The organism is Mycoplasma ovis str. Michigan (assembly GCF_000508245.1).
GTDB classification, from domain to species: domain Bacteria; phylum Bacillota_I; class Bacilli_A; order Mycoplasmatales; family Mycoplasmoidaceae; genus Eperythrozoon_A; species Eperythrozoon_A ovis.
The window spans coordinates 206,012-228,766 of record NC_023062.1; the positions used below are offsets into that span (position 1 = coordinate 206,012).

Annotated in this window: 18 protein-coding genes; 10 read left to right on the forward strand and 8 right to left on the reverse strand. The window is 30.7% G+C overall.

Going from position 1 to position 22,755, the window contains the following annotated elements:
* Positions 1 to 2: 2 nt before the first annotated feature.
* The 3 genes from MR07_RS01205 to MR07_RS01215 are packed head-to-tail and all read right to left on the reverse strand — an operon-like array spanning position 3 to position 7,105.
* Positions 3 to 926 (reverse strand): DUF3713 domain-containing protein, encoded by a 924-nt coding sequence (locus MR07_RS01205; protein ID WP_327084508.1) that lies wholly within the window; start codon positions 924 to 926, stop codon positions 3 to 5.
* On the reverse strand, positions 923 to 3,379 hold the full coding sequence (locus MR07_RS01210; protein ID WP_024071047.1) for a DUF3713 domain-containing protein: 2,457 nt from the start codon (positions 3,377 to 3,379) through the stop codon (positions 923 to 925). The genes MR07_RS01205 and MR07_RS01210 overlap by 4 nt, the downstream gene beginning before the upstream one ends.
* Positions 3,380 to 3,382: 3 nt before the next feature.
* Positions 3,383 to 7,105 (reverse strand): DUF3713 domain-containing protein, encoded by a 3,723-nt coding sequence (locus MR07_RS01215; RefSeq protein WP_024071048.1) that lies wholly within the window; start codon positions 7,103 to 7,105, stop codon positions 3,383 to 3,385.
* A 51-nt stretch (positions 7,106 to 7,156) separates the two neighbouring features.
* Between MR07_RS01215 and lysS the strand changes: the two genes are divergently transcribed.
* From lysS to MR07_RS01250, 8 genes are all read left to right on the forward strand, one after another.
* Positions 7,157 to 8,608, forward strand: a complete 1,452-nt coding sequence (gene lysS / locus MR07_RS01220; RefSeq protein ID WP_024071049.1) for a lysine--tRNA ligase — start codon at positions 7,157 to 7,159, stop codon at positions 8,606 to 8,608.
* A 366-nt stretch (positions 8,609 to 8,974) separates the two neighbouring features.
* Complete coding sequence (locus MR07_RS01225; RefSeq protein WP_084289615.1) at positions 8,975 to 11,119, forward strand: DNA polymerase III subunit alpha; 2,145 nt, start codon at positions 8,975 to 8,977, stop codon at positions 11,117 to 11,119.
* Between the two features lie 3 nt (positions 11,120 to 11,122).
* Entirely contained in the window at positions 11,123 to 11,956 is an 834-nt protein-coding gene (locus MR07_RS01230; protein ID WP_024071052.1) for a 5'-3' exonuclease, read from the forward strand.
* A complete protein-coding gene (gene pth, locus MR07_RS01235; protein WP_024071053.1) occupies positions 11,922 to 12,536 on the forward strand; it encodes an aminoacyl-tRNA hydrolase in 615 nt (204 codons plus the stop codon). Before MR07_RS01230 ends, pth begins: the two co-directional genes overlap by 35 nt.
* 35 nt (positions 12,537 to 12,571) lie before the next feature.
* Entirely contained in the window at positions 12,572 to 15,016 is a 2,445-nt protein-coding gene (locus tag MR07_RS01240; RefSeq protein WP_024071054.1) for a hypothetical protein, read from the forward strand.
* 45 nt (positions 15,017 to 15,061) lie between these two features.
* Positions 15,062 to 15,187: a 50S ribosomal protein L32 gene (gene rpmF / locus MR07_RS04090; protein ID WP_235062746.1), complete on the forward strand. Its 126-nt coding sequence runs from the start codon at positions 15,062 to 15,064 to the stop codon at positions 15,185 to 15,187.
* A complete protein-coding gene (locus MR07_RS04260; protein ID WP_043901162.1) occupies positions 15,154 to 15,369 on the forward strand; it encodes a hypothetical protein in 216 nt (71 codons plus the stop codon). The genes rpmF and MR07_RS04260 overlap by 34 nt, the downstream gene beginning before the upstream one ends.
* A 52-nt stretch (positions 15,370 to 15,421) precedes the next feature.
* Entirely contained in the window at positions 15,422 to 16,258 is an 837-nt protein-coding gene (locus MR07_RS01250; RefSeq protein ID WP_075047534.1) for a hypothetical protein, read from the forward strand.
* 105 nt (positions 16,259 to 16,363) lie between these two features.
* Here the strand turns inward: MR07_RS01250 and MR07_RS01255 are convergent, their stop codons facing one another.
* The 4 genes from MR07_RS01255 to nrdF form a co-directional block, all read right to left on the reverse strand.
* Positions 16,364 to 16,819, reverse strand: coding sequence for a hypothetical protein (locus tag MR07_RS01255; protein WP_158432903.1), 456 nt, complete (start codon positions 16,817 to 16,819; stop codon positions 16,364 to 16,366).
* The gene (locus MR07_RS01260) at positions 16,750 to 16,995 is read right to left on the reverse strand and encodes a hypothetical protein (RefSeq protein ID WP_144079546.1); all 246 of its coding nucleotides are present in this window, start codon (positions 16,993 to 16,995) and stop codon (positions 16,750 to 16,752) included. Before MR07_RS01260 ends, MR07_RS01255 begins: the two co-directional genes overlap by 70 nt.
* A gap of 211 nt (positions 16,996 to 17,206) precedes the next feature.
* Entirely contained in the window at positions 17,207 to 17,707 is a 501-nt protein-coding gene (locus tag MR07_RS01265) for a hypothetical protein (RefSeq protein WP_024071058.1), read from the reverse strand.
* A 68-nt stretch (positions 17,708 to 17,775) separates the two neighbouring features.
* A complete protein-coding gene (gene nrdF, locus MR07_RS01270) occupies positions 17,776 to 18,771 on the reverse strand; it encodes a class 1b ribonucleoside-diphosphate reductase subunit beta (protein WP_024071059.1) in 996 nt (331 codons plus the stop codon).
* A 131-nt stretch (positions 18,772 to 18,902) separates the two neighbouring features.
* Between nrdF and nrdI the strand changes: the two genes are divergently transcribed.
* Positions 18,903 to 19,271, forward strand: a complete 369-nt coding sequence (gene nrdI / locus MR07_RS01275; protein WP_084289617.1) for a class Ib ribonucleoside-diphosphate reductase assembly flavoprotein NrdI — start codon at positions 18,903 to 18,905, stop codon at positions 19,269 to 19,271.
* Between the two features lie 13 nt (positions 19,272 to 19,284).
* Positions 19,285 to 21,414 (forward strand): class 1b ribonucleoside-diphosphate reductase subunit alpha, encoded by a 2,130-nt coding sequence (nrdE, locus tag MR07_RS01280; protein WP_024071061.1) that lies wholly within the window; start codon positions 19,285 to 19,287, stop codon positions 21,412 to 21,414.
* Here the strand turns inward: nrdE and asnS are convergent.
* Positions 21,411 to 22,745 carry an asparagine--tRNA ligase gene (asnS, locus tag MR07_RS01285; protein ID WP_024071062.1) on the reverse strand — a complete coding sequence of 445 codons (1,335 nt, stop codon included), beginning with the start codon at positions 22,743 to 22,745 and terminating at the stop codon, positions 21,411 to 21,413. The two genes, nrdE and asnS, sit on opposite strands and share 4 nt — an antisense overlap.
* Between the last annotated feature and the right edge of the window lie 10 nt (positions 22,746 to 22,755).

The following is a 22,755-nucleotide window of genomic DNA, read 5'->3' on the forward strand; positions in this document are numbered from 1 at the left end:
GACTAAATACTTAACTGTTTGATTATTTCACTGTTGTAAATTCAATCTCTGATTTCTTTATTGGAAGCCAATAAAGATATTAGAGTGTGTAGAGTGTTTTCAGAAAGATCTTTTGTGAATTCTGTAATTCCTTCTTTTTGAAAATCAAATTGATTTATTTGATAGACAAAACCTATATAGTATTTTTTCTCTTCTGTTCCTTCTTGAGTTTCAGAAAAGACATAAGGAGATTTTTCTTGCCCCTTGGAAGAATATATGTAACCTGAGAATCTATTGAAGAGCTTATATAAATCTTTTATTTCATCATTTTGATTCTGTTGCCCCTCAGCAACTTGGAGAATTCCATTGAATTTTCCCTTCAATGCTTTTATTAATTCGTCAATAGTTAAGGATTCAAGGCTTTCAGCCTTGTCTCCCAGAACATTTCTAAGAGAATTATTAGTTTCATCAAAATATTTGAGTAATTTATCTTTCTTTCTTACTCTTCGTAATATTTCTAGAATGTCATCATTCTTAGTAAGTTTTCTTTTTTGATTTTCAGAAAAGAAAGCCCCTTCAACGAATTTTTTTCTTGTTGCTGCTGGGGCGGGGGCAGGCGATGAACCCGCATCCTCTGATGAGTAATTTTTGTTATCTGGAGAATTAAGTTTTAAAAATTCTTTAAACAAATAATCCTTAAGAGCTTTCGGAAGTTCTCTAGTAGAGAATGAATCTGTTACTAAACCGGCAAATCCACTTAATTTAGTTTTATGATTTGTTGTTCCTGCACCATTACCATTTTTAAAAGCTTCTACCTTGTAGACTGAACCGTCTGCAGAAAAACTTTGAGCTTCTGAGGATGAAGATCCTTCATCAGAACTAGTTAAATGGAATCCTTCTTTTAATAAAGGATTGAATATATCTGAAGAGAAACCTGCTGTTTCTAAGACTTTTTTAAGTTTTTCTTCAGACTTTTGTCCCCCCCCTCCTCCTCTTTTCCCTTTTCAATCTCTTCTTTTTGTTTTTCAGTAATTTCTTTAGTTCAAATTAAGTAAGCATTTTTGTTTTCATTTTTGCTTAGTATGTAATTTATAACTTTTGCTATGTTTGAATAATTGTTGTGGGTCATCCACTTTATTGAGACAAGAAAAGCTAAAAAGTCTTGATAAGCTTCTGAAGAACTTTCATAAGCAGAATCACTTAGATAAAAGTTGTCTAATATTCAATCATTTTTAGCCCTTATGGAGAGATTATTTAAGTTAGAAGAATCCGTTTCTGACTCTTCACTACTTACTTGCCCGAATGTTCCGTAGAATATTTTTTTCTCTAGAGGTCTTTTAAGTAAAGGTTCCAAGAAAAGACTTTTATTTATCAGATCTGATCATTGATATTGTTGTCTTTCAGAATTTTCTGTTTGTGTTGTATCTTGACCTAAAGAATTTATAAGTTGAGATAGTCAACTAGAGAAATTACCTTTTTCTAAATCTTCTGCGTTTTTGGTAGTAGATAATATGTCTTTTGATTTGGAAACAAAAATAGTGTGAGAAGCTTTTAATTTATCTCCTGCAATCGCTTCTAATTGAGTTCTATAGAAGGATTCACTCAGAAATAAATTATCCAAAGAATCACTTTGAAACAATCTCTTTTCATTTTTTTCCCCAAGCAATAATTCTCTAAGATTATGAGCCTTTTCCTCTAATGAAAATATTTTTTTCTCTTTTTGATTATTAAATAAAAAGTGCATGATGTCTGCAAAAAATCTTCCATCTCGATCTTCTCCATTTTCTCTTAGAGCAAAAAAATCAATTTCTTCATTATGGCCATTATTTTCATTTGAATTTCTTTTATAAGTTAAAGGGCTAAAAAGCCCAGCTTTGGTAGGTAATTGAAATCCTTTAGATTTTGACCGATCTTGTGATTCATATTCTTGAGGAATATTTTTATAGACACTAAGTAATATAGATTGAAGTTTTTGGATAGTTTGGCCTCAATAAAGTGAATCTAAATAATCTGTAGAGGCACAAAGAATTTTTAAGTTTTTTCCAAGAAATTCAGAAAAATCTCAAGTTTTACTGGAAACAGTGCCAGTTGACTTGAATGAAAAAAAAGTAGATTGATATGATGAACTTTCATCATAATTACAGTTGCTTTTAGAAAACAAAAACTTTAAGAATAAATTTTCAAAATTCTTTTCTACAAATTTTGTGACCTTCTCTATTACTTCAGTCTCTTGTTGCGTTAAGGATTTTTGATTTCCAGTTCCATTTTTAAGACCTGATTCATCAGTAAGGTAATAAAAACTGATTCCGTCTTGTTCTCTAGAGACAAGTATTGTCTTCTTGGAACCACTGTCTCCATTTTCAGGTGTTAGTCATCGCACGCCATACAAGCATGTAGGTTTTCCCTTGTTGCCATTGAGTTGCTTGTTTATTTTTTCATTAAAGAGAGAATTTTGGATAGTTAAGCAATTTTGCGCATCTTCCTTTAGGAATAAATACAAAGGATTTTCAGAGGCTTGTAATTTCTCTGAAGGACTTTTTTTAAGTTTGAGTTCAGTGATAACAGCATCGTCTACGACACTTTCTTCACTGTTGAAAGAATCCTTTTTTGAATAAAGATGGATTAGAGAGCCAAGCTTATAACCATCTGTCAGAGTAGATAGTTCAGAGACAGTTGTTCAAGTTTTCTTGAAATAACTTAAATCAATTTCTCCAGTATGGGTGAATTTGGAAATAAAACTTGAATATTCTTCACTAGCTTGAATTTGCGGGAATAAGTAAGAATGTTTATTCTTCGCACTGTCCAAAACAGATGAGTCATATAAACTATCTTCACTAGAAGACACTTGTTGATTCTCTCCAGCATTTGAATATTTCAAAGTTCACTCATAAACTTTCATAGGTCTTTCCTTCTTTTCTCATTCTTGTAATGCGAAAGAACTAAAATCGCCAAAATTTTCTAGAAGGAATCAACCTTTGTCTTTAAAAAAGAAATCTATAAAAAATTTTTTGATTAATTCCCAAGAAAGCTCTTCTATTTCTTTTTTGACTTGCCATTGATGAATGTGATAGTAAAAAAAGAACTTATTAAGTCTTTGAGAAATGGGAAAATAAGCTTCTTGATTCTCCCATATCTCAGTAGCTCATTTCATCAATATATGCTTAACAGCATTAACTACAGCTGAATTAGAAAATGTAGTTAAGTTTTCACTGAATACCTTTGAAATCTTTTCAAAGGAATTTTTTCCAGAAATATGGTTTAACAATTGATTTCATCTTTTAAGAGTTGAACCTAGCTCTAATGTTTCAGTTTTTTCCCCCTGTTTCGTATAAGTAACAGTAGGAACAGCTATTCCTGCTCCCAAAACATTAGCTAGTATTAACTTTTTGATTAAAAGCATTAACTACTCTATATATTTTGAATCTATATGATTTTTGAATTTCATGTCTCTTGGCTTTAACTTACGTATTGCTTCAAAGAAGTCACTTTGAGCTTTTTCTTTATTTAAAGGTTTATCTGCTTGATCCATTATGAATTCAGACAATAATTCCATTGGAAGTAAATTGAAGAAAGCACAAAGACTTACATCACTTTCAAAGTCTTGGTAAGAAACTTGAATGAAATAACCCCCTTCAGTTTTTTCCATTCCTCTCTTGAAATGGTCTGCTTTTAAGTGATTTTTAACATTCCCATTAGCTGGAGCGGAAACTGAAACAACTGTAGGTGTTGTTGTTAATTCACCAACGAATTTTTCAAATGTTTGTTTAAAGATATCGTTTTCTACACTTGTTTCAAAAGTATTAGAACTATAAAAATTATTTTTATCAGTATGTAACAACTGATAAATTAATAATTTCTTTTTTTCTTCTAGATATATCTTTTTTTCTTTACTATTTGTGATGTATATCTTGTCAGATCTGTAAAAATCAACATTTACATTTGTTCCTGATATTTTAGATAGAAGTGAGACAATTTTTTCAAAATCTGAATAATTTGTAGTGTTATTGATTGCTGTCAATAATCCTCGAAGATCTTTGAAATTAAAAAGATTTTCTTTTTTATTTGGTAATCCGGTTTGTTCAATTAATAATTCTTTAAACATAGCCTCGTTTTTACCGCCAGGGGCGGATGATTCAGCTCCACTACTACTGGAACCTCCATTCATATTTTTTAATTCCCCCTTAGGCTTTCAGTTTTCTCGGATATATGTTCTAGCCTTAGAACGATTCTCAAAGGAAATTTTATTATTGTCTTCTTTTTTTCCGTTACTTAAGAAAGGATGAATCCCATCTGTATGACTTTGTTGCTCTTGTTTCTTTTGTTCTTCATTGCCAGAAACAGATTCAAAGAATAAATAGTGATACTTAGTGTTTGAAGACATGTCTCCCCTCAAAATCTCCTTTAGTTTTTCAAAGTTCTTCTTAGTAAGGAAATTAAGAGAAATTAAAAAATCTAAAAATTTATCTCTTTCCCTTACATCCGCTAGGTAAGACTGTCTTCATTTTTCAAATAAATCATTTACTAAGAAAGAAAATCTTGTAGTTCCCCCACTAACTTGCACTCCATCTTGAGTTGTTTTAGGCTTCCCTTCAGGGTAGTCAGCAAGAAAACCAAAATAATTATCTTTAAGACCTCTTAAATAAGTTCTGAAGAAATAACTTTTTAAGAGGGAATTTAGCAAAGATCTAAGATTTTCTTTAATTTTTTCCTGATCAAACATAACCCCTTTACATTCTCAGGCTGTTGATGTTGTAGCCGGAGGAGCTCCCCCTCCGGCAGTTAATGTAAATCCAGTTTTTAGAATTTCATTAATCTTGTTCTCATAGTTAATGGGCGCAACTCATGGAAGTTTCTCTTCCGAGGTACCTTTACTTTCTTGCAATAAACCATTACCACTAAATAAACTACCTTCTAATAATCTTTTTTCTTTGACTCTGTGATTCAATAAACCTTTATTAGCAAATAACTTGTCTAATAAATAGTCAAAAATTGAATCAACAACGAATAATCTTTGACTATTTTGAAAATCAAAACCATCAGATCTAATCTTTAAGTCAATTTTTTTGTCATCTATTAATGTGTTAACGGACTGAAAATAAGTTGCAAATATTTTCGAATATTCAGATTCTTGGTATGTTGGAGGTGAGGGTGGCGCACTTCCTTTAACTGCAACAAGAGAGGCACTACTTGCCTGTTTTAAAAATTCATTAAATACTTTTTCTTGTTTCGGGAATCTTCCATCTTTTTTGTCATCTAGGTTGATCTCATAGGGAAAAGGAGCGGCCAATCCTTGTTCTTTCGCCACCTTAATCTCTTTTGCGCCATTATTGCCACTAGTAGTCCAATCTCTAGAACTATATCTTTCAATAATGTTCTTTCTTAAGTTAAAGAGTTTGGAATTCAATTCATCGTTACCCCTTAAAGAAAATATTTGACTCAATGAATCTTTGAAATTATCAAAATAACTTTTATTTTTCAACTCATCAAATAAGAGACTTTTGTCTCCTTCTTTGATGTAGTATTCGGATAATAATCAATCAAAGTTACTAGTTAAATAATTGAAAAATCTAGTAAATCAATCTTCTTTTTCCGTTAAAGAAAGAAACTTTTTATTAGTAGATCAATTCTTACTTACTCCCTTAGATTGAAGATTTCTGAAATTGAATCAATTGAATAATTTATCTTTTGCATTATTTTCATTACTTGCGGGTTGTGGTTGACCTTGTTTTAAATACTTATGTCCATCTAAAGCCAAGGCATGCACTCCTTGTTCATCTCTGAAGAATAGTCAATTAGAATTGGTTTCTCTTGCGTCATATATGTGTTTTTTCTTTTGTGCCTCTGACTCAACTAGAATTTCAGATTCAAAAGAAATTGAATGATTATTGGAGTCTTTTCCCCCTGTGCCATTTTCTGAAAGAAATACTTCAGTGGGATCTTTAGGATTCCCATTTCCTTCTTTTTCCTTTTTTAATTCAAGTTTGTTGATTGGAGAATTGCCCCCGACAGCCCCATTTCCATTAGTTTCAAATATTTTGCTGGTTAGATAGGAAGCGGCTGATGCATATTCTGGAGAGACGTTGCCAAAAGAATTAAGAATATCAAGTAGAGTGGATGTGGAGGCTTGCTCTCCATTTCAACCTTCAACAAAATATTCTTCTAGCTTTAAATCTTGACCACCACCACCTCCATTAGGTGCTCCATCATTAGCAATTTTCTTAATAAACTCCTGAAATTTCTTATTTGTCTTTTCAGAAAAAATAGGAAAGAAATAATTAGCTTTGTTAGGGAAATTATTTTTTAATTGGTCTTTTTTATATTTCCCTTCTAATTTTTTGGCATTTGATTTTTTGTCATAGAATCAACTAATTTTTCAAAAATATGTAGGAAGATTTGTATCAAATCATTTTCTGTAACTTCAATTTAGAAATTGATATTTTCCTCAAATAAATTTCTCTCATTTATTGTCCTGCAACTTTAATGCAGATTTAGAGGGAAAGAATCCAATTTTTTCTCAATCTGTTGTTTTTTTCTCCAGCTCATCAGTGTTCGAAGAATTGTTAGTAAATAAACCAGATAAATTTCCATTTTTATATTCTTGATTTTTTTGGAAAGAACTATTTAGAGAAAAATCATTTTTGTCCACTTCTGTAAGAAAAGACTTAACTAATTTATGACTATTGTGTCTTAGTCAAAAAGAAAGCATGCTTTCCCTTGACCCTCAATAGTTATCTCAAAAATCTCTTTGAGGATTTTTGGGTTTTAGATGTTCTCATGCATCTTTAAATTGTTTTTCTTGTAATTTTTTCCATTCTTCTCGTTGATGAGAAGTTCAAATTTCGGGCTGAGAGAAATATCATTGTTTTGAAAGTTCTTGAGAGAAAGATTCAACTAAACCTTCTTGTCCTTCCTTGTACATCAAGACTCTTTTAAAGAAGGAGGGAATGCTCTCCCCTTCATATATATCTACAAGATTTCAGTTAGTAATTCCCTCCTTTAGTGGGGAGATATCTGAACTTCAAGCAAATTCTCTAACTATTGGAGAAGTTGCAATAATTGGACCGAGGATTCCACCCCCCAAGGTTCCAAAAAATAAAATCTTTTTGATCGTGAAAAGAGATAGCATTTAATCCCCTCCTAATTAATTGATGAGACGATAAGAAAGATAGTCTAAGATTTGCAAGAAGATCAAAACACTAAAAGAAAGATCAACGATCAAGAAGAAGTTAGAAGAAAGAAATTAGAGGAACTTAAAGCCATTGGAGAAGATGCTTATTCATCTGAAAATTTAGTTCCTAGTCACTCAATAAAAGAGGTTACAGATTTATCAGATAAGTATTTAGATCAACAATTATCTTTATGTGGAAGAGTTATTGCCATTAGAGGCCCCTTCTTTGTAATTAAGGAAAATAATAGGAAGATACAAATTTATATAAATTTAAAAGAAGAAAATTCTCAAAATATACACAGTTATTTTGAGAAATATATAGATATAGGAGATTATGTATATGCATTTGGAACATTATTTGTAACTCACAAGGGAACTCTTTCTCTAAAAGCTCAACAATTAAAAATAATTTCTAAATCATTAAAGCCTTTGCCAGAAAAATGATCTGGAATACAAAATCCTGAGTTGGCAATCAGAAACAGAGTAGGTAATTTAATACTTAATGAAGAACTTTTTAATAAGTTGAGCCTAAGAGCTCAAATTATTAGTGAACTTAGAAGATATTTAGATCATTTAGGTTACTTAGAATTCGAGACTCCAACTTTACACAAAATCCCCGGAGGAGCCTCTGCAAGACCATTTAAAACTCACCATAATACTTTAAAAGAAGATCTTTATTTAAGAATTGCTCCTGAACTGTATTTGAAAAAACTAATAATTTCAGGGTGAACACACATTTATGAAATAGGTAAGTCTTTTAGAAATGAAGGAATAGATAATTTTCATAATCCTGAATTTAGTTCTATAGAAATCTATAGTACTTATTTAGGTCTCGATGAAACTATGGATCTCACTGAGAAAATAATTATCAATTTATTTGATAAATTTCTAACTCCAGAAAGAAAACATTTATTTAAAAAGTTTGATCGTAAACCTATGTGAGAATTGGTTAAGGAAAAAACAGGATTTGATTTTTACAATAATCCTCCAACACTGTTGCAGGCTATACAAAAATCAAATGAACTAGGTATAGAACTAAATGAAAAAGACAAACAAAGCTTGTCTAGAATATATGAAAAATTTTTTGAGGAACTTGCTTCAGAAGAATTAAAAAACCCTACGTTGGTATATGGATTTAGTTCTGAATGCTCGCCATTGGCAAAAAAAGACAATTCAAATAATTTTTTTTCCAGAAGATTTGAGTTGTATATTGAAGGAAAAGAAATTGCAAATGGATTTGAAGAACAAAATGATCCAGCCATACAAGAAGAGCAATTTAAAAAACAAATCAATTCTGAATCAGAATTTGAACTTAAGTTGGACTACGATTACCTTTCAGCCCTAGAATATGGGTTACCCCCAACTGGAGGAGTGGGAATAGGGCTTGATAGATTGATGATGTTGATCTTGGACAGCAAATCTATTAAAGAAGTAATTTCTTTTCCATACCTTAAGGGTTAGTTTTTAAAAATAAGGGGATTAAAACTTCCCCAACTTTTCGTTAGATCTAGTAATTCTGTTTTCGAGTCAACTATTTCAATAGATGAAATTGCTGGGTTTAGCTTAACTAATAAACACAAACATTCTGTATTTTCTGAATCACAACATATAAAACACTTCCCTTCTTTTCACTCACTCGCAAGCAAAAACAATTTAATACCTGTTTTATCCCTCCATTACATCTGAAATAATTCTTCAGAGTGACTTTTAATTCCCAAGAATTTCAAGGGTTATAAATCTTTAGTTAGTTTCACTCACCAAAGACATATTGAACCATCAGATTGAGAGAATATTGTCAAAATATTTATTTCCGGTCAAACCCAACATTTGCCATGAGGAGACCAAGAATATTATTTAGCTAATTCTGATTTGGAAAATGGAATTTATATAAGAGAAAATCTCTTCTTAAATAAATCGGATTATGAATCTTTTGCGCTAGTTAATGCAATTAAGAATGAATCTTCTTTTGATCAGGAATTAGAACTTAATTCCTACTTAAGGAATAATTTCTTAATTCAAGAAGATTATTCTCCAAATACTCACAGAAATTGAGTTAGAAATCTTCTGAAGATACTTAAAAGTTGTGAGTATTATCCGATAAGTCAAACAAATAATTTAGATTCACAAGAGGATAATAGAGAGGAAATAATTCATTTTTGTAAGTGTAGATTATCTGAATATCTTAAGAATATTGAGAATCAAACTCAATATCTTAAAAGATTTGAGATAGAAATAGAACTATTTGATCTCAAAAAATATTGAAATTATCTATTCATTTTCTTCAAGTTACTTCAATACATCAAAGAAAAAGAAATATTAACTAGTGCAGGAAGGGGTTCAGCTGCAAGTAGCTTAATTATTTTTTTATTGGGAATTACCCAAGTAGATCCTTTGAAATATGGATTATTGTTGGATAGATTCTTAAATATATCTTCCGAAAGAGTTCCCGATTTGGACTTAGACATTGAAAGTCTTAGAAAACAGGAATTATTAGATTATTTGGGACAATACTTCGGGAGAGAAAACTTTGTAATCCCTCTAATTCAAAAGAAGATAAAAAATATCAACTTAATTAGTCACACTTTATCTAAAGTGATTACTAATTATCAAGATTCTTCTAATAAGAAACTGTTGAACAAATTAGTTAATTTGCCTTATCTTTATCAACCTCACCCCTCTTCTTTAATTCCCATAAACTCCAATGTTCCCCCTTTATTACATATTTCCGATGAATTTGTACTCTCCTTTCCAGTCGCCTATCTGGAATACAATTTATCTTCTTACTTTCATCTTCAAAAGTTTGACATTCTTTCTTCCCCCTATTTAGATTTCATTTCTGCAATTCTCAAAAAGATACACAAAAATAGGGATATAAAGTTAAAGACTTCTGAAATAAATCTCACTGATTCAAAAACTTATGAGTTGATAGCTTCCGGAGCTACTTATTATCTTTTTCACTTAGAAAATGCAATGCTGAAAAGATCTTTGAATCAATTTAAGCCCAAATCAATTTCAGATTTAGCACAATTGATTTCAGTCATAAGGCCTGGAATTAATAAACATATTGGAAAATTTTTAACTTATAGTCCCAACCAAAAATTATCTTTTGGAGCCAAAGTTAATGAGATTCTCTCTGAAACTAGGGGAATAATACTTTATCAAGAGCAAATAATGTCCATTATTTCTATTGTTCTAAATATTCCCCTCTATCAAACGGATAAATATAGAGTGGCTTTACAAAAGAAAGACATATCTAAGCTAGAGATACTTAAGGAAGAATTTTTAAGTCTTATATCTAAAAATTCTTCTTATTCCAAGATAGAACACATTCAAATATGAGAATTTATTAAATCTTTTGGGGAGTATAGCTTCAATAAGGCACACGCAATTGGCTATGCACTATCAGCTTATCAGGCGGCATATTTAAAGGCCAATTTCAGTGAAGAGTTTTTTTTAACTCTTGTAGAAAAGGAGGGAATAACTGATCAATTTCTAAAGGAATTAATTAAAGTAGGATATCAATTGGAGATACCACATTTATCCACTAAAGTAGAATATTTGGGGAATTTTTACCAAGACCAAAAAATTTTTCAAATAGGATTTAACGTTTTAAAAAACATTAATTCCGAATTTTGTCATAGACTTAAAAATTTTTTAACCAAAACTAATCAAGAAATAAAGAGAAAAAATTTAAAAGAAATTATTTTTCTACTTCTGGATGAAGGTTTTTCTCAAAGTGAAATTCTGTCCTTAAATTATTTCAATTGATTTAGGAAAATATTTAAGTTAGAAGAGTCGCAACTTTTTCTGCACTATAATTTAGATTCTTTAAAAGATGAGTGGCTTTTTGGATTTACTCAACAAACAAGTTCCTTAAAAACATCTTTCACTAAAGAGGAAATAGATGAATTTAAAAAACACCAGAATGAAAATTTAAGAATTGATCTAAGAGTTTTTAATTTGCCAATTTAAACATTGATTAAGAGAGCCTTAATCATAGATGGAAGTTCTATGATACATCGATGTTTTCACTCTGTGAATACTAAAGAAAATAATTTAAGTTCCGAAAAGTTAAGGGAGAATTTTTTTAGCTTATTTTCTTATCAATTGAGAAAGTTAATCAACTTAAACAAATATATTTTTGGACTGTTAGCCTTTGATATTGATAGAAAAAGTTTTAGAACAGAAATTCTTCCTAGCTATAAAGATCAAAGGCCTCCAATGCCTCAAGAATTGTTAGATTGATTTCCTGAAATTCTTGAAAAATCAAAAGCAATAGGCATAAACTATGCCTTCGCCCCCAAGGGATTTGAGGCAGATGATTTAATTGGGACAGTCTCTAAGCAGTTAGCTAAAGCGGACTACAGAGTGGATATTGTTTCCACCGACAAAGACCTACTTCAATTAGTTGATTATTTAATTTCCATGTTTAGGGTGAAAAGCTCTTTTCAGCTGGAGGTGAATAATCATATGAATTTTGCAGAACTTAATGAAGGGCTTTTGCCTTTGCAAATACCTTTATTTAAGGCTTTATCTGGAGATTCCAGCGATAACTACTCGGGAATACCTGGAATAGGCGAAAAAAATGCAAATAAATTAGTTAAGGAATATCAAACCAAAGAAAGGCTTGTATCCTCATTGAGTAAATTACCAGAGGGAAAAATTAAAAGATCTTTACAAGAAAATTTAGAAACTTTAGACAAATGCCTAAAGTTATCTACTATTCAGACCGAAATTAAATTTAAATATAGCTTGTCAGACTTTACTCTTTCAGTTGAAAATAATAGTAGGATTAGGAAATCCAACTAGAGAATATGAGAATACTAGACATAACGTTGGATTCCAAGTCTTAGATCAAATACATTCCCAATTGGGGTGTTCCCCATTTGGGTTAGTCGGAGGATCTTTAGTTTCTCAGAATAATTCTTGAAAAGGGAATTCTTTTATTCTCTGCAAACCTTATGAATATATGAATAGTTCAGGAGAAGCCTTAAAAAAAACATTAAGGTACTTGAAACTTAACTTTGAAAATGTTTTATTGATCTATGATGAACTGGATATTGAAATGGGTAAATACAAGTTACTCAAAAGGAAGGAAAACAAAATAAAACATTTGGGAGTTAGAAATGTAGAGTTATCATTTCCACTTTCAGAATGTCTCAAGTTAAAAGTAGGAATTAGGCCCAAAATCAACAGAAGTTTAGTAATCAGGGATTATGTGATGGGGGAGTTAACTTTCGAAGAAAAAGAAACTTTGGATCAACTTAATGTTTCGATTATTGAAGTGGTCAAAAGGTTTCTCTCTCTTGGCGAAAAAGAACTAAAAGATCCAATTAATTACCTCAAAAATAAAACTTTTTATGCTATTTTTGCGAGGAGAAGTAATTAACTTAATGAGGGATCAAAAAAATTATTTCGTAAAACATGAGTCTAAAAGCTTTATATGGACTTCAATCAGTCCTTTTAGCAACAGGCAGACCTACAGGAGATCTTTTATTGGATTACAACAAGATTGTTGCAGAAAACCAAACCAAAAACAAGCACTATTCGGGGATATATAAGGACTGAATTGATGCTCCTAAAAAATTAATTTCTCCGACTAAAAACGAATTATTAATTCCTGTCAATTTAATAATTTACGACAAGTATTATCACAGAATTTCTGAATGGAAATATCTAGATAAATATCACTATGACAAGACAGTATTAGTCTTTGACAAGAAAAGTTATGATGCCAAAAAAGTAAATCAAGGAGGGATTTATAAAAAGCACTGATTAAACAACTTAGTCCATTCAAAGAATTATCACTATTTAATGGCCTCAGTTTATAAGTATCCTCAGAAAAAAGATTCTTTTAATGTGAACTGAATAAGCGGAGGAGCATCTTCTCATAGTTTGAGAAGCATATTGAATTTGAATCTACCTCAAAGTGTTAAGGGCTCTTTTGAGATGCATAAAAAAATAATTGAATTGGATCAATCATTTTTGATGAGCCCTGTTATTTCACTATTCTCTGGTTATTGAAAGAATGGAGAGTTAGGTAAATCTAACAATGTTATTCAAAAAGTGGAATATGGAAACCTAAAAGCTAATTCAGTTCAATGAAGTGACTTATATCACTATGACAGAGGGAAAAATAAAACTTGCAGTCAACTCGAAGAAAGCGGGGATGATGAATTGAAAGTTTCAAGAAAAAGAATGTCCGAAGGATTTGATTCTCAATGCGGAAAAATCAATTTATTGGATTTCGGCTCTCTTTTCAAACAACACCAAAATAGAAGAATTTATTCCTCCGGATTTGTTGGCTACAAGTATGATTATCCAGCTTATTGAAATACTCACACTTATTTCTATTCTTTAGGAGATTGAAGTTTAGACAAGCCTTCTAAATATCGAGTAAATAAAGACAATGAAGAAAGAAGCTTGTGATTTGTAGATTATGACAATGTATTTGTTCCAGAAATTAAGTTATCTCATGAAGCTTCTAGAACAGCAAGAGCGCCATTAGGTAAGAGAAAGTTTGAACTTTCTTTCTATATAGATTACAAAAAAGTCAAGGATGTTAAAAGCTTCCTGAAAATAAGTACACAACTAAGTTTCAAGTTGAAGTTCAAATATAAAGCTAAAGATTATGAACAAAAATTCACTATAAAAGATGTTCTTAAGGGGAACAAATTTTCATTTGAAGAAGACACAGTATTGAGAAGAACAAATTTAGGATCTTTTTCTAACTTTGAACTTCAAGTTTATTCGGAAAACTCAAATATCAAATTAAATTCTCTGGGAAATAAAAAAGAATTCAGTTATAAGGTGAATTTATCTATAGTGGAATCCAGATTTAGCTTGATTCACGGCTTATTACTAGATCAAGAAGAACTAAAGAGTATGTACTATTCAGAGTTAAGAAAGAAAGAGGATTTGTATAAGTTCTTCTATTTAATAAGTAGAAATGCAGGAAACCCTAATGTTAAATTAATACATCTTCCAAAAGAATGAGTCAATTTATTGAAAGTTAAGCTTTCAGGAATTGACTATAGCAATTCTGCAACTCTAGAATATTACGATTTCATAGAGGGGAAAACTAAAAAATTAGAGTTATCAAATCTACTTAAACTTCCAACCTTTGACCAAGAACAGTACACTAGAAAGGATAGTGTAACTTCGATTGAAGAAATTGTAAGTCAGCAAAACTCTCACAAGATAGGCAGTTATTTCTGAAACAAAATGAAATTACAACTAAAAGAAAAGGATTTGTTTAATGGTACAGAAAAGTATGTATTACAACCTAAAAATGCTAGAGATAAGGATATATCTGATTGAATAGATTATTACAGAGGTACTGAAATATTGGTTCAAGGCGGGTCAAGTGATTATTTAGTTAAGAAAGAAAATGTTGTATTGGATAAGTCAGTACACTATTCAAATTATCAAAAATTGTTCGATATTTCAGATAGAGGAAAAAATGAAGTAGGACTGAATCTTTCTGATTTCACCTTCAGAAAAGTTTTTGAAGATAATAATGAACTAGAAATCGAAGCTGAATACAATGGACATCAAGGAACAAAAAAAGTACACACAACAGAAAAAGTTTATGAAGGCGTTGTATTTACTGGAAAAGCAAGATTCAAATGAAATAAAAATAAAACTTTTGATGATTCAGAAGATTTATTGGTAGGAAATAGAAGAACACCTATCAAGTATTACTCTTCTGATTGATCTTCAGCGAGAAGATCATCAAATTTTGGTAGTGATGAAAATGGTTCCAGTATGGTTCTTCCAATAGCTATTAGCAGTGCTGGAGCCGGCGCAGGAGTAATTGCTGGATTGGGCTCATTAGTTTTCAAAAAATTTAAAATCGCATTATCGTAGAGTATGGCAGTTTCTCCTAGGAGAGTTTCTAAATCTAGAAAGGGAATGAGAAACTCTCATCTCGGCATCCATTCCTTAGCTCCACTCTCTAAGTGCTCAAAATGTGCAGAACACGTTAGATTACATAGAGTATGTAAGTGCGGACATTACAGAAACAAAAAGATGTTTTAATTCTTTATATAGAGGACAAGTTAAAAAAGTTTTTTCCTTTATTCAAAAAATATAGAGTCGATTCATATTTATATCGAAAAGTAACAGATAAAAAAGGAGCGAGAGCTCTATACAAAATTTGACTTACAGCTTTAATATCAATTGGAATAGCAATATTCATAATTTTTGCTATTTTTCGATAAGTTAATATTTTTCAGAAAGTTTTTATTCAATCGTTAAGTAATTAATTTTTGGTTGATTGTTTTCGGGGGGGCAATACAGAATTTGAGAATAACTAAAAAATTAAATGCAACCCCCTTCAATAATTACTTTTTTGCCAATTTAAAAAAGCTTAATCCCTATAAGTTAGTACTTTTTACCGGATTAGTTTTCTTAGCAGGAACAGTAGTTGATTTATACTACGAAATGTCAGTCAAAAAAGTCTTATTAATAATAAGACAAATAACTTGACAATCTAATTTTTATGCCTTTCTATTAGCCTTTTTATATTTATGGAATCCAAAATTATTAATTTTTTACTCTAACTATCTTTTTATTCTTGTCGCCACCTTATTATTTACATCTGCAGTTATTTTCTTTTTTGTTTTATTGCCAGCTTTTTTAAATTTGGAACAGTTGTATCAATCATTAATCACTCCAACTGCTCCTTTAATTTTTTGAAATATTTGAAATCATGTAGTTACACCATTAACTTTTCTAAGGTTATTGATTTACAGATTTTCAAATAAAAATAAAAGTTCTAGATGAACAATTTCAAGAAAAACAGCTTGATTTAGGTACAAAATTTATTGAATGATACAACTTTTAGGTAATATATATTTTTCCATAGATCCTAACCAACCTTCAGCTTATGGAGCATTCTCTAATTGATATTGAGGAAAGAAAGCTAATGGCGTAAGCGATGGTGATAATTCTTTATCAATTTCTTACAACTTTCAACTATCTTTTTTCGCATTTTTTATTGTTATGGCCGTAACTTGTTTTCTATTTTTCTTTTTGTGACATCTGTTTGCTCCCAAGAATGAACAGTATAGCTATAGCCACAAACTATTAAATTATCGAAGTTTTTAAGATTTTTAGTTAATTGGTTAATATAACTGACCTTTGGTTATCTTTTGAAAAAACCTAATTAATATTGCAGAAGTTAATTTAGTCTTTAAAGCCTAGACAGTTAAATTATTTTTTTGCTTTAGAAGTTTTTTCTGAAAAAGTTATTTGATCTTTTTTAACGTTTTGTGTTCATGATTGTCCAGAAACTTGACAAGTTAATGTATATTCTTCAGCAGAACTGTCTTTTTTAGTTATGTTGCAATGTGTTTGCGGAATAAACTCTGTGCCCTTTGTTAACTTTCTCATTCAATTTGGCGCAACAGTTGGCAATTTCTTTGGTGTTCCGCCTTTGAGACTCAATGTAACATCTCGTCAATTTTGGTAGGTTATTTTTTCAACTTTATGGATTCTTTCGGAAATAGTTTTACCCTTTCAATCGTAGTAGAAGAAAACAGGAGTATTTAAGGATTTCTCTTGCATGAAGACAAATAAGACATGTTTGTCTAATCCCTCTAATGCAAAATATCCATGTTTTCCTTGATCTTCTGTTTTTTTAACATCTTTTTCCAATATTTTTTCCATTTCTTGTATCACTTGTTGTTGAGTCTGCTGATCTTTGCCCCCCCCGCAACAGTTAGATTGTTTTGATAACTCTGAATTTCTACTGATGATTTTTGTGTACTAAATATAGCTAAAGGAGTTGTGGCAACAGCCACTAGACCTGCAAAGCCCTGTAGAGCTCTTCCTGAAATAGACATTACCCAATTAAAAACTAATTTTAAGTTGACTCTGGGCCCATAACTTCAATTCAAGGAGCATGTATTTTTAGATCTATTATGTTTAAAATCCTTAATTCTTTAATTATTAATTTTTCATTTTTATTTTGAAAGAGTTAACTAAAGTGGAACAATAAAAATGAATTCTACTATCTAAAAGAATTTCAAAATCCCCTTCATTAAAGACACATTTTTAAAGATAGACTGATTGAGTTAAAACCACTTTATTATCTTTTCTGCAGGTTAATTCATCATAACCTGATGCAGATTTCTTATTTTTAAGTAGACAATGTTCCTCAGGTTTCATATCTCAAGAAATTCTTGTTCAGTAAGGAGGTCATTTCAACTTCTCTTTAACTCCGTCTTTGAAGCTTAACTCCCAATCAGTATAAGAAAGTCTTGCGATATTTGTCACTTGATTCCATTGATCCTTATTATTCTTTGTTTTTTCAATAGTCTCTTTGGATTCTTTTTTCTTGAAAAATGATGGTTTATCAGTTCCATCGTTTCTCGAGCAAATATATAAAGCAACTTTATAATTCTTGATTCCAGTTGTTAAGCGATGACAAAGTTTATATCCTTCTGGCGGGATATAAGGCGGAGGCGGAGGAGCTGGACTGACTCATATAAGAGGCGTAGTTCCAACACCGCCTAAACCAAGAAATCCTAATAACACTTTGGTTGCAAGAGACACAGTTTTTTAATACTGTTTTGGCTACAAACTTGAGAAAAATTAACTCGCCTCTCCCATAACCTAAAACGTTAAAAAAGAAAATCTTCGTCTTGAATCATCTCAACTTGAGTAGTTTTTATGTAACCATTACCCTTAGTTGAAAAGAAATCATGATTTTTTGTGGAAGTATTTAATCCGTTAAAAATCATTGGATTAATGTCTCTTTCAGTAACTTCATATTTGTTCTCTAAATCCAAGTTTTGTAATGCCTTATTGGCATTGTATTGAAGAAACTTGAGAACTTCATCAATCAAATTAAGTGACCTATAAATTTTTTTAGTGTACTCAATTTCATTAGCCATTAAGTCCTCCAACAACTTATCTACTTCTTTTCGCAATTGAGCTTGTTCCTCAGAACTAAAAGTTTGAAAAAGTTTTGATGCTAAATTCCCAACATATAGTCCATGAATAGCTTCATCTCTAATGATTAAGTTGATTATTTCTCCACTGTTAATCATTAACCCTTGAGAAGAGAGAAACAGCATATAAAAAAATCCAGAATAAAACAAGAAGGATTCCAAAAATACCGAAGCAACCATTGCCAAATAAAGACTTTTAGTATCCTTAATGTTTTCATAGTATGAAACAACAATACTGATCTTTTTTTGTAGAGTAGGCTCTTTTTTCACTCACTCAAATAATTCATTAATTTCTTCAGTACTTAACAGAGTACAAAAGATAGAAGAATAACTTTTGGCATGCATTTGTTCCATCATTCCCATAAATTGAAGAACAGCTTTAGTTGGAAGGTCTGGCACGGCCAGACATATTCTGTTCATACCTATTGCACCTTGATGTGTGTCCAAAAGAGTTAAAGAGCCCAAAACTTTGATGTATACTTCTTTTTCCTCTTTAGATAACTTAGATTGCCAAATTAACTTATCACCACTTAAGGGAATTTCCTCATCAACTCAAAATTGTCTTACATTTTGATCTCAAAATTCTTTGTTAAATTTGCAACTAATTTCATTCCAATTAACACCCTCTCAACAATCGATAGAACTAAGATCGAAAGACTTATTCATACCTGAATTAAAGTATTTTTAAGATTTTCTAATTGAACTAAATTCGGGAATAAAATTTAGTTTACTTTTCGAATAAATTAACTTAGTAATCTTTCAAAATTTAATACAGACAAATAAAAATTTAAAGTTTTTTGATAGAACTTTGATATGCCAGTAGAACAGGAAAAGTCGAACAAATAGTCTCCAAATTAGGATTTAAAAACGTAAACAAATTACTTTCAGGGGAAGAAAAAGCGAATAAGAAATTTGTAATTTTCACCTACACAGATGGCTATGGACAGGTTCCTTCCATCGTAGAAGATTTTCTTTCTAAAAATCACAATTTATTAATAGGGGTGGCTGGGAGCGGAAATATTAATTTTGGAAAAAATTTTTGCAATGCTGTAAATTTAATTAGCCAAAAATACGGAGTTCCCATATTAAAAAAATTTGATCTTTGCGGAAATAATCAATTAATCTCAGAATTCAGAGAATTATTGCAAAAACTAAATCTTCACTAAATAAATTTCATCGGTGATTAATAAATCTCAAAAAATTACTAACCCTTCTTACTACAACTCACTAATTTTTAATAATCAAGTAACTCTTCAGAGTGAAGATGGTTTTTTTTGCTTAAACAAAGATATTCTTGCAATCCAAGAGTATCAAAAATATATCTCTGAACAAGAAAAATATTCCCATAAAAAAAGAGGTTACGAAAGAATTAAGTGATTAATTGATACTGAATACTATTTACCTCAATTAATAGAGAAATATAGTGAGGAAGAAATTAATCAATTAACAGAAGAAGTTTATGGAGTAGGTTTTCAATGAAGAAGTTATATATCCATTTCTAAATTCTTTGAAAGTTTTGTACTTAAAAGTAACTGTGGTAAGTACATTTTGGAAAGTTACGAGGATAGAGTTATTGTTACTTCATTGTTTTTGGGAAATGGAGACTTTAAATTAGCTCAGAAAATAGCAAATTTAATTATTAGACAAATTTATCAACCCGCAACACCAACTTTCTCAAATGCGGGGAAAAAAAGATCAGGAATGTTAGTTTCTTGCTTCCTTTTGGAAGCCGAAGACTCTATTAATTCAATTAACTATATTATTTCCACCTCAATGCAACTATCAAAGATAGGAGGGGGAGTTGCCATTAATTTAAGTAAGTTAAGGGGGCGAGGGGCATCAATTAAGCAAATTGACAGTACAGCATCTGGGATTTTGCCAGTTTTAAAAATACTTGAGAATGTATTTGATTATGCGGACCAACTGGGCATGAGAAGAGGGAGTGGAGCTGTGTATCTAAATATTTTTCACTATGACTTAATTGACTTCATAGACTGCAAAAAAATTAATGCAGATGAGAAATCTAGAATTCAGACATTGTCAATTGGTTTAATTGTTCCTGATAAATTTTTGCAACTAGCTACTGAAAATAAGAATTTCTTTATTTTTGAGCCGAATACTGTTTATCAAAAATATAGATTGTCTTTGCCAGATTTAGATTTCAATTATTGGTACGATATTTTAGCTAACGATGAGTCTCTCTTAAAAAAGGAGTTATCTGCCAGAGCGATTTTAACTAAGATAGCTCAAGTTCAATTTGAATCTGGATATCCATATGTGATTTTTATAGATAATGCCAATAAAAAGAATCCACTAAAAAATATAGGAAAAATCAAAATGAGCAATCTTTGTACAGAGATTTTCCAAAATCAAGAGAGTTCTACTATAGGAGACTATGGTTTAGGAGACATCATAAGAAATGATGTTTCTTGTAATCTAGCTTCTCTTAATTTAGTTAATGTCTTTGAGAATGGAAATTTAGAGGAGATAACTGACCTTTCTATGAGAGCTTTAAGTGCAGTTAGTGACTTAACTTCAATCACTAATGCTCCCAGCATTAGAAAAGCTAATGAAGAGTTTAGGTCTGTAGGTCTTGGAGTATTGAACTTTACTGGACTTTTATTGAAAAATGGCTTAGAATATGATGCTCCCGAAACTTTAGAAATTGCTAATGTATTTTTCGCAGCCTTGAATTACTATTCTTTATTAGCGAGCTCAAAATTAGCTCAGGAGAGAAAAATTAGTTTCAAAGAATTTGAAAACACAGATTACTATACAGGTGCTTATTTTGAAAAATATATTTCTAATTCTTACTTACCTAAGAGTCCAAAAGTAATAGAAATTTTTAAAAATATGAAGTTACCAACACAAGAAGATTGAGTTAATTTGAAAGATTTTGTTAAAAAGAATGGTCTTTACAATGCTTACAGATTAGCTATTGCACCAACTCAAAGCATTAGTTATTTGCAAGGGGCAACAGCTTCTATTCAACCTATAATCTCTCCAATTGAAACCAGAATGTATGGAAGTTCTATTACTTATTTTCCAATGCCATTTTTAAGTAAAGACAATTATCACCTATACAAATCTGCTTATCTTTTAGATCAAAAGAAATTAATAGATTTATCTGCAGTTATTCAAGAGCATGTTGATCAGGGAATCTCAACCGTTCTTTATGTGACTAACAACTCAACAACTAGAGATTTGGCTAAGTTGTATCTATATGCTCATCACAAGGGACTTAAGTCACTTTATTATGTGAGAACTAAAAATCTACAACCAACTGAATGTTGCTCTTGCCAAGCTTAAATAGATAGTTGGGAATAAGATCTTGGAAATATAGAAACATCTTTAATATTTTTTAAACCAGTAAAGAACATTAAGAGTCTTTCAAACCCTAATCCAAATCCAGCTGAAGAAGCATAACCAAACTCCCTAAGTTGCAGGTACCATTCCAGCTCATCAGCTTTAAGATTCTGTTCCTTAATTTTTTGGTTTAGAACTTCTAGATTATCTTCCCTCTCTGATCCCCCAGCTAACTCCCCAATCCCCCAAACTAACATATCAAATGAATGTGTAACTTTTCCATCCTCGGAATTTTTCATATAGAAAGGTTTTTGTTCTGTTGGATATTTGGTTATAAATAAAACTTTGGTATTTAATTTTTCGAGCAGGAAGTTCTCATCTTCTTTGCTCAATTCATATCCCCAAGACAATTTTTTAGTTGCACCAAGAATATTTAACGCTTCAGAATAACTAAGAGTCATATATTTTTCTGAGGAGATGTTCTCTAACTTTTCAATAAGAGTGTTTTCTTCTTGAAATAATCTAACAGACAATTCTTTCAAGCAATTTCTGCAGTTTTTTAATACTTGTTGAATAAGGTAAATAAAGAATTTATATATAAATTCGATTAATTGAGTTAGATTTGCAAAAGCCATTTCTAACTCAAGCATTCAAAATTCAGCTAAGTGAGAACTACTATTAGATTTTTCCGATCTAAAAGTTGGCCCAAAAGAATAACTTTTCCCCAAACCATTGGAGATAGTTTCACAATAGAATTGACCACTAACACTCAGAAGAACCTCCTCTTTTTTAAAAAATTCTGAACCATCAGAATTTAATTTGAAAAGTTCAGCACCCCCTTCACAAGAGTTAGTACTTAAGATTGGTGCAAAACAAGGAAAAAATTTATGTTCATATAGATAGGTATGAATTGATTGAACTAATTCTCTCCTTATCTCAAATACAGCTTGAAAGATTGAAGTTCTATGTCTAACTAATTGTTGAGTTCTCAGGAAATCCAGAGAAAGTTGCTTAGGGATTAATGGATATTTTTTAGTACTTTTTTTGAGAATTTCTAATTCCTGAATCCTGAATTCTCATTCTTGTTCTTTTCCCTTGGATTTTTGCAGATAACCAGTTACTTGAATAGCATCTCCGAGGCTTAAATCTTTTTCTTGAATTATTTCGGGAGAAAAAATCAATTGAATTCCATTTAAGTTACTCCCATCATTTAGAGAGATGAAACCAATTGAATTGAATTTTTGAACCGATCTAATTCAACCTAAAAGGGAATAAGTTTGTGTTAGGTCTAAATTATTTGCATCTTTAAGTAGACAAAAAATTGTTTTTGTCAATGCAAATAAT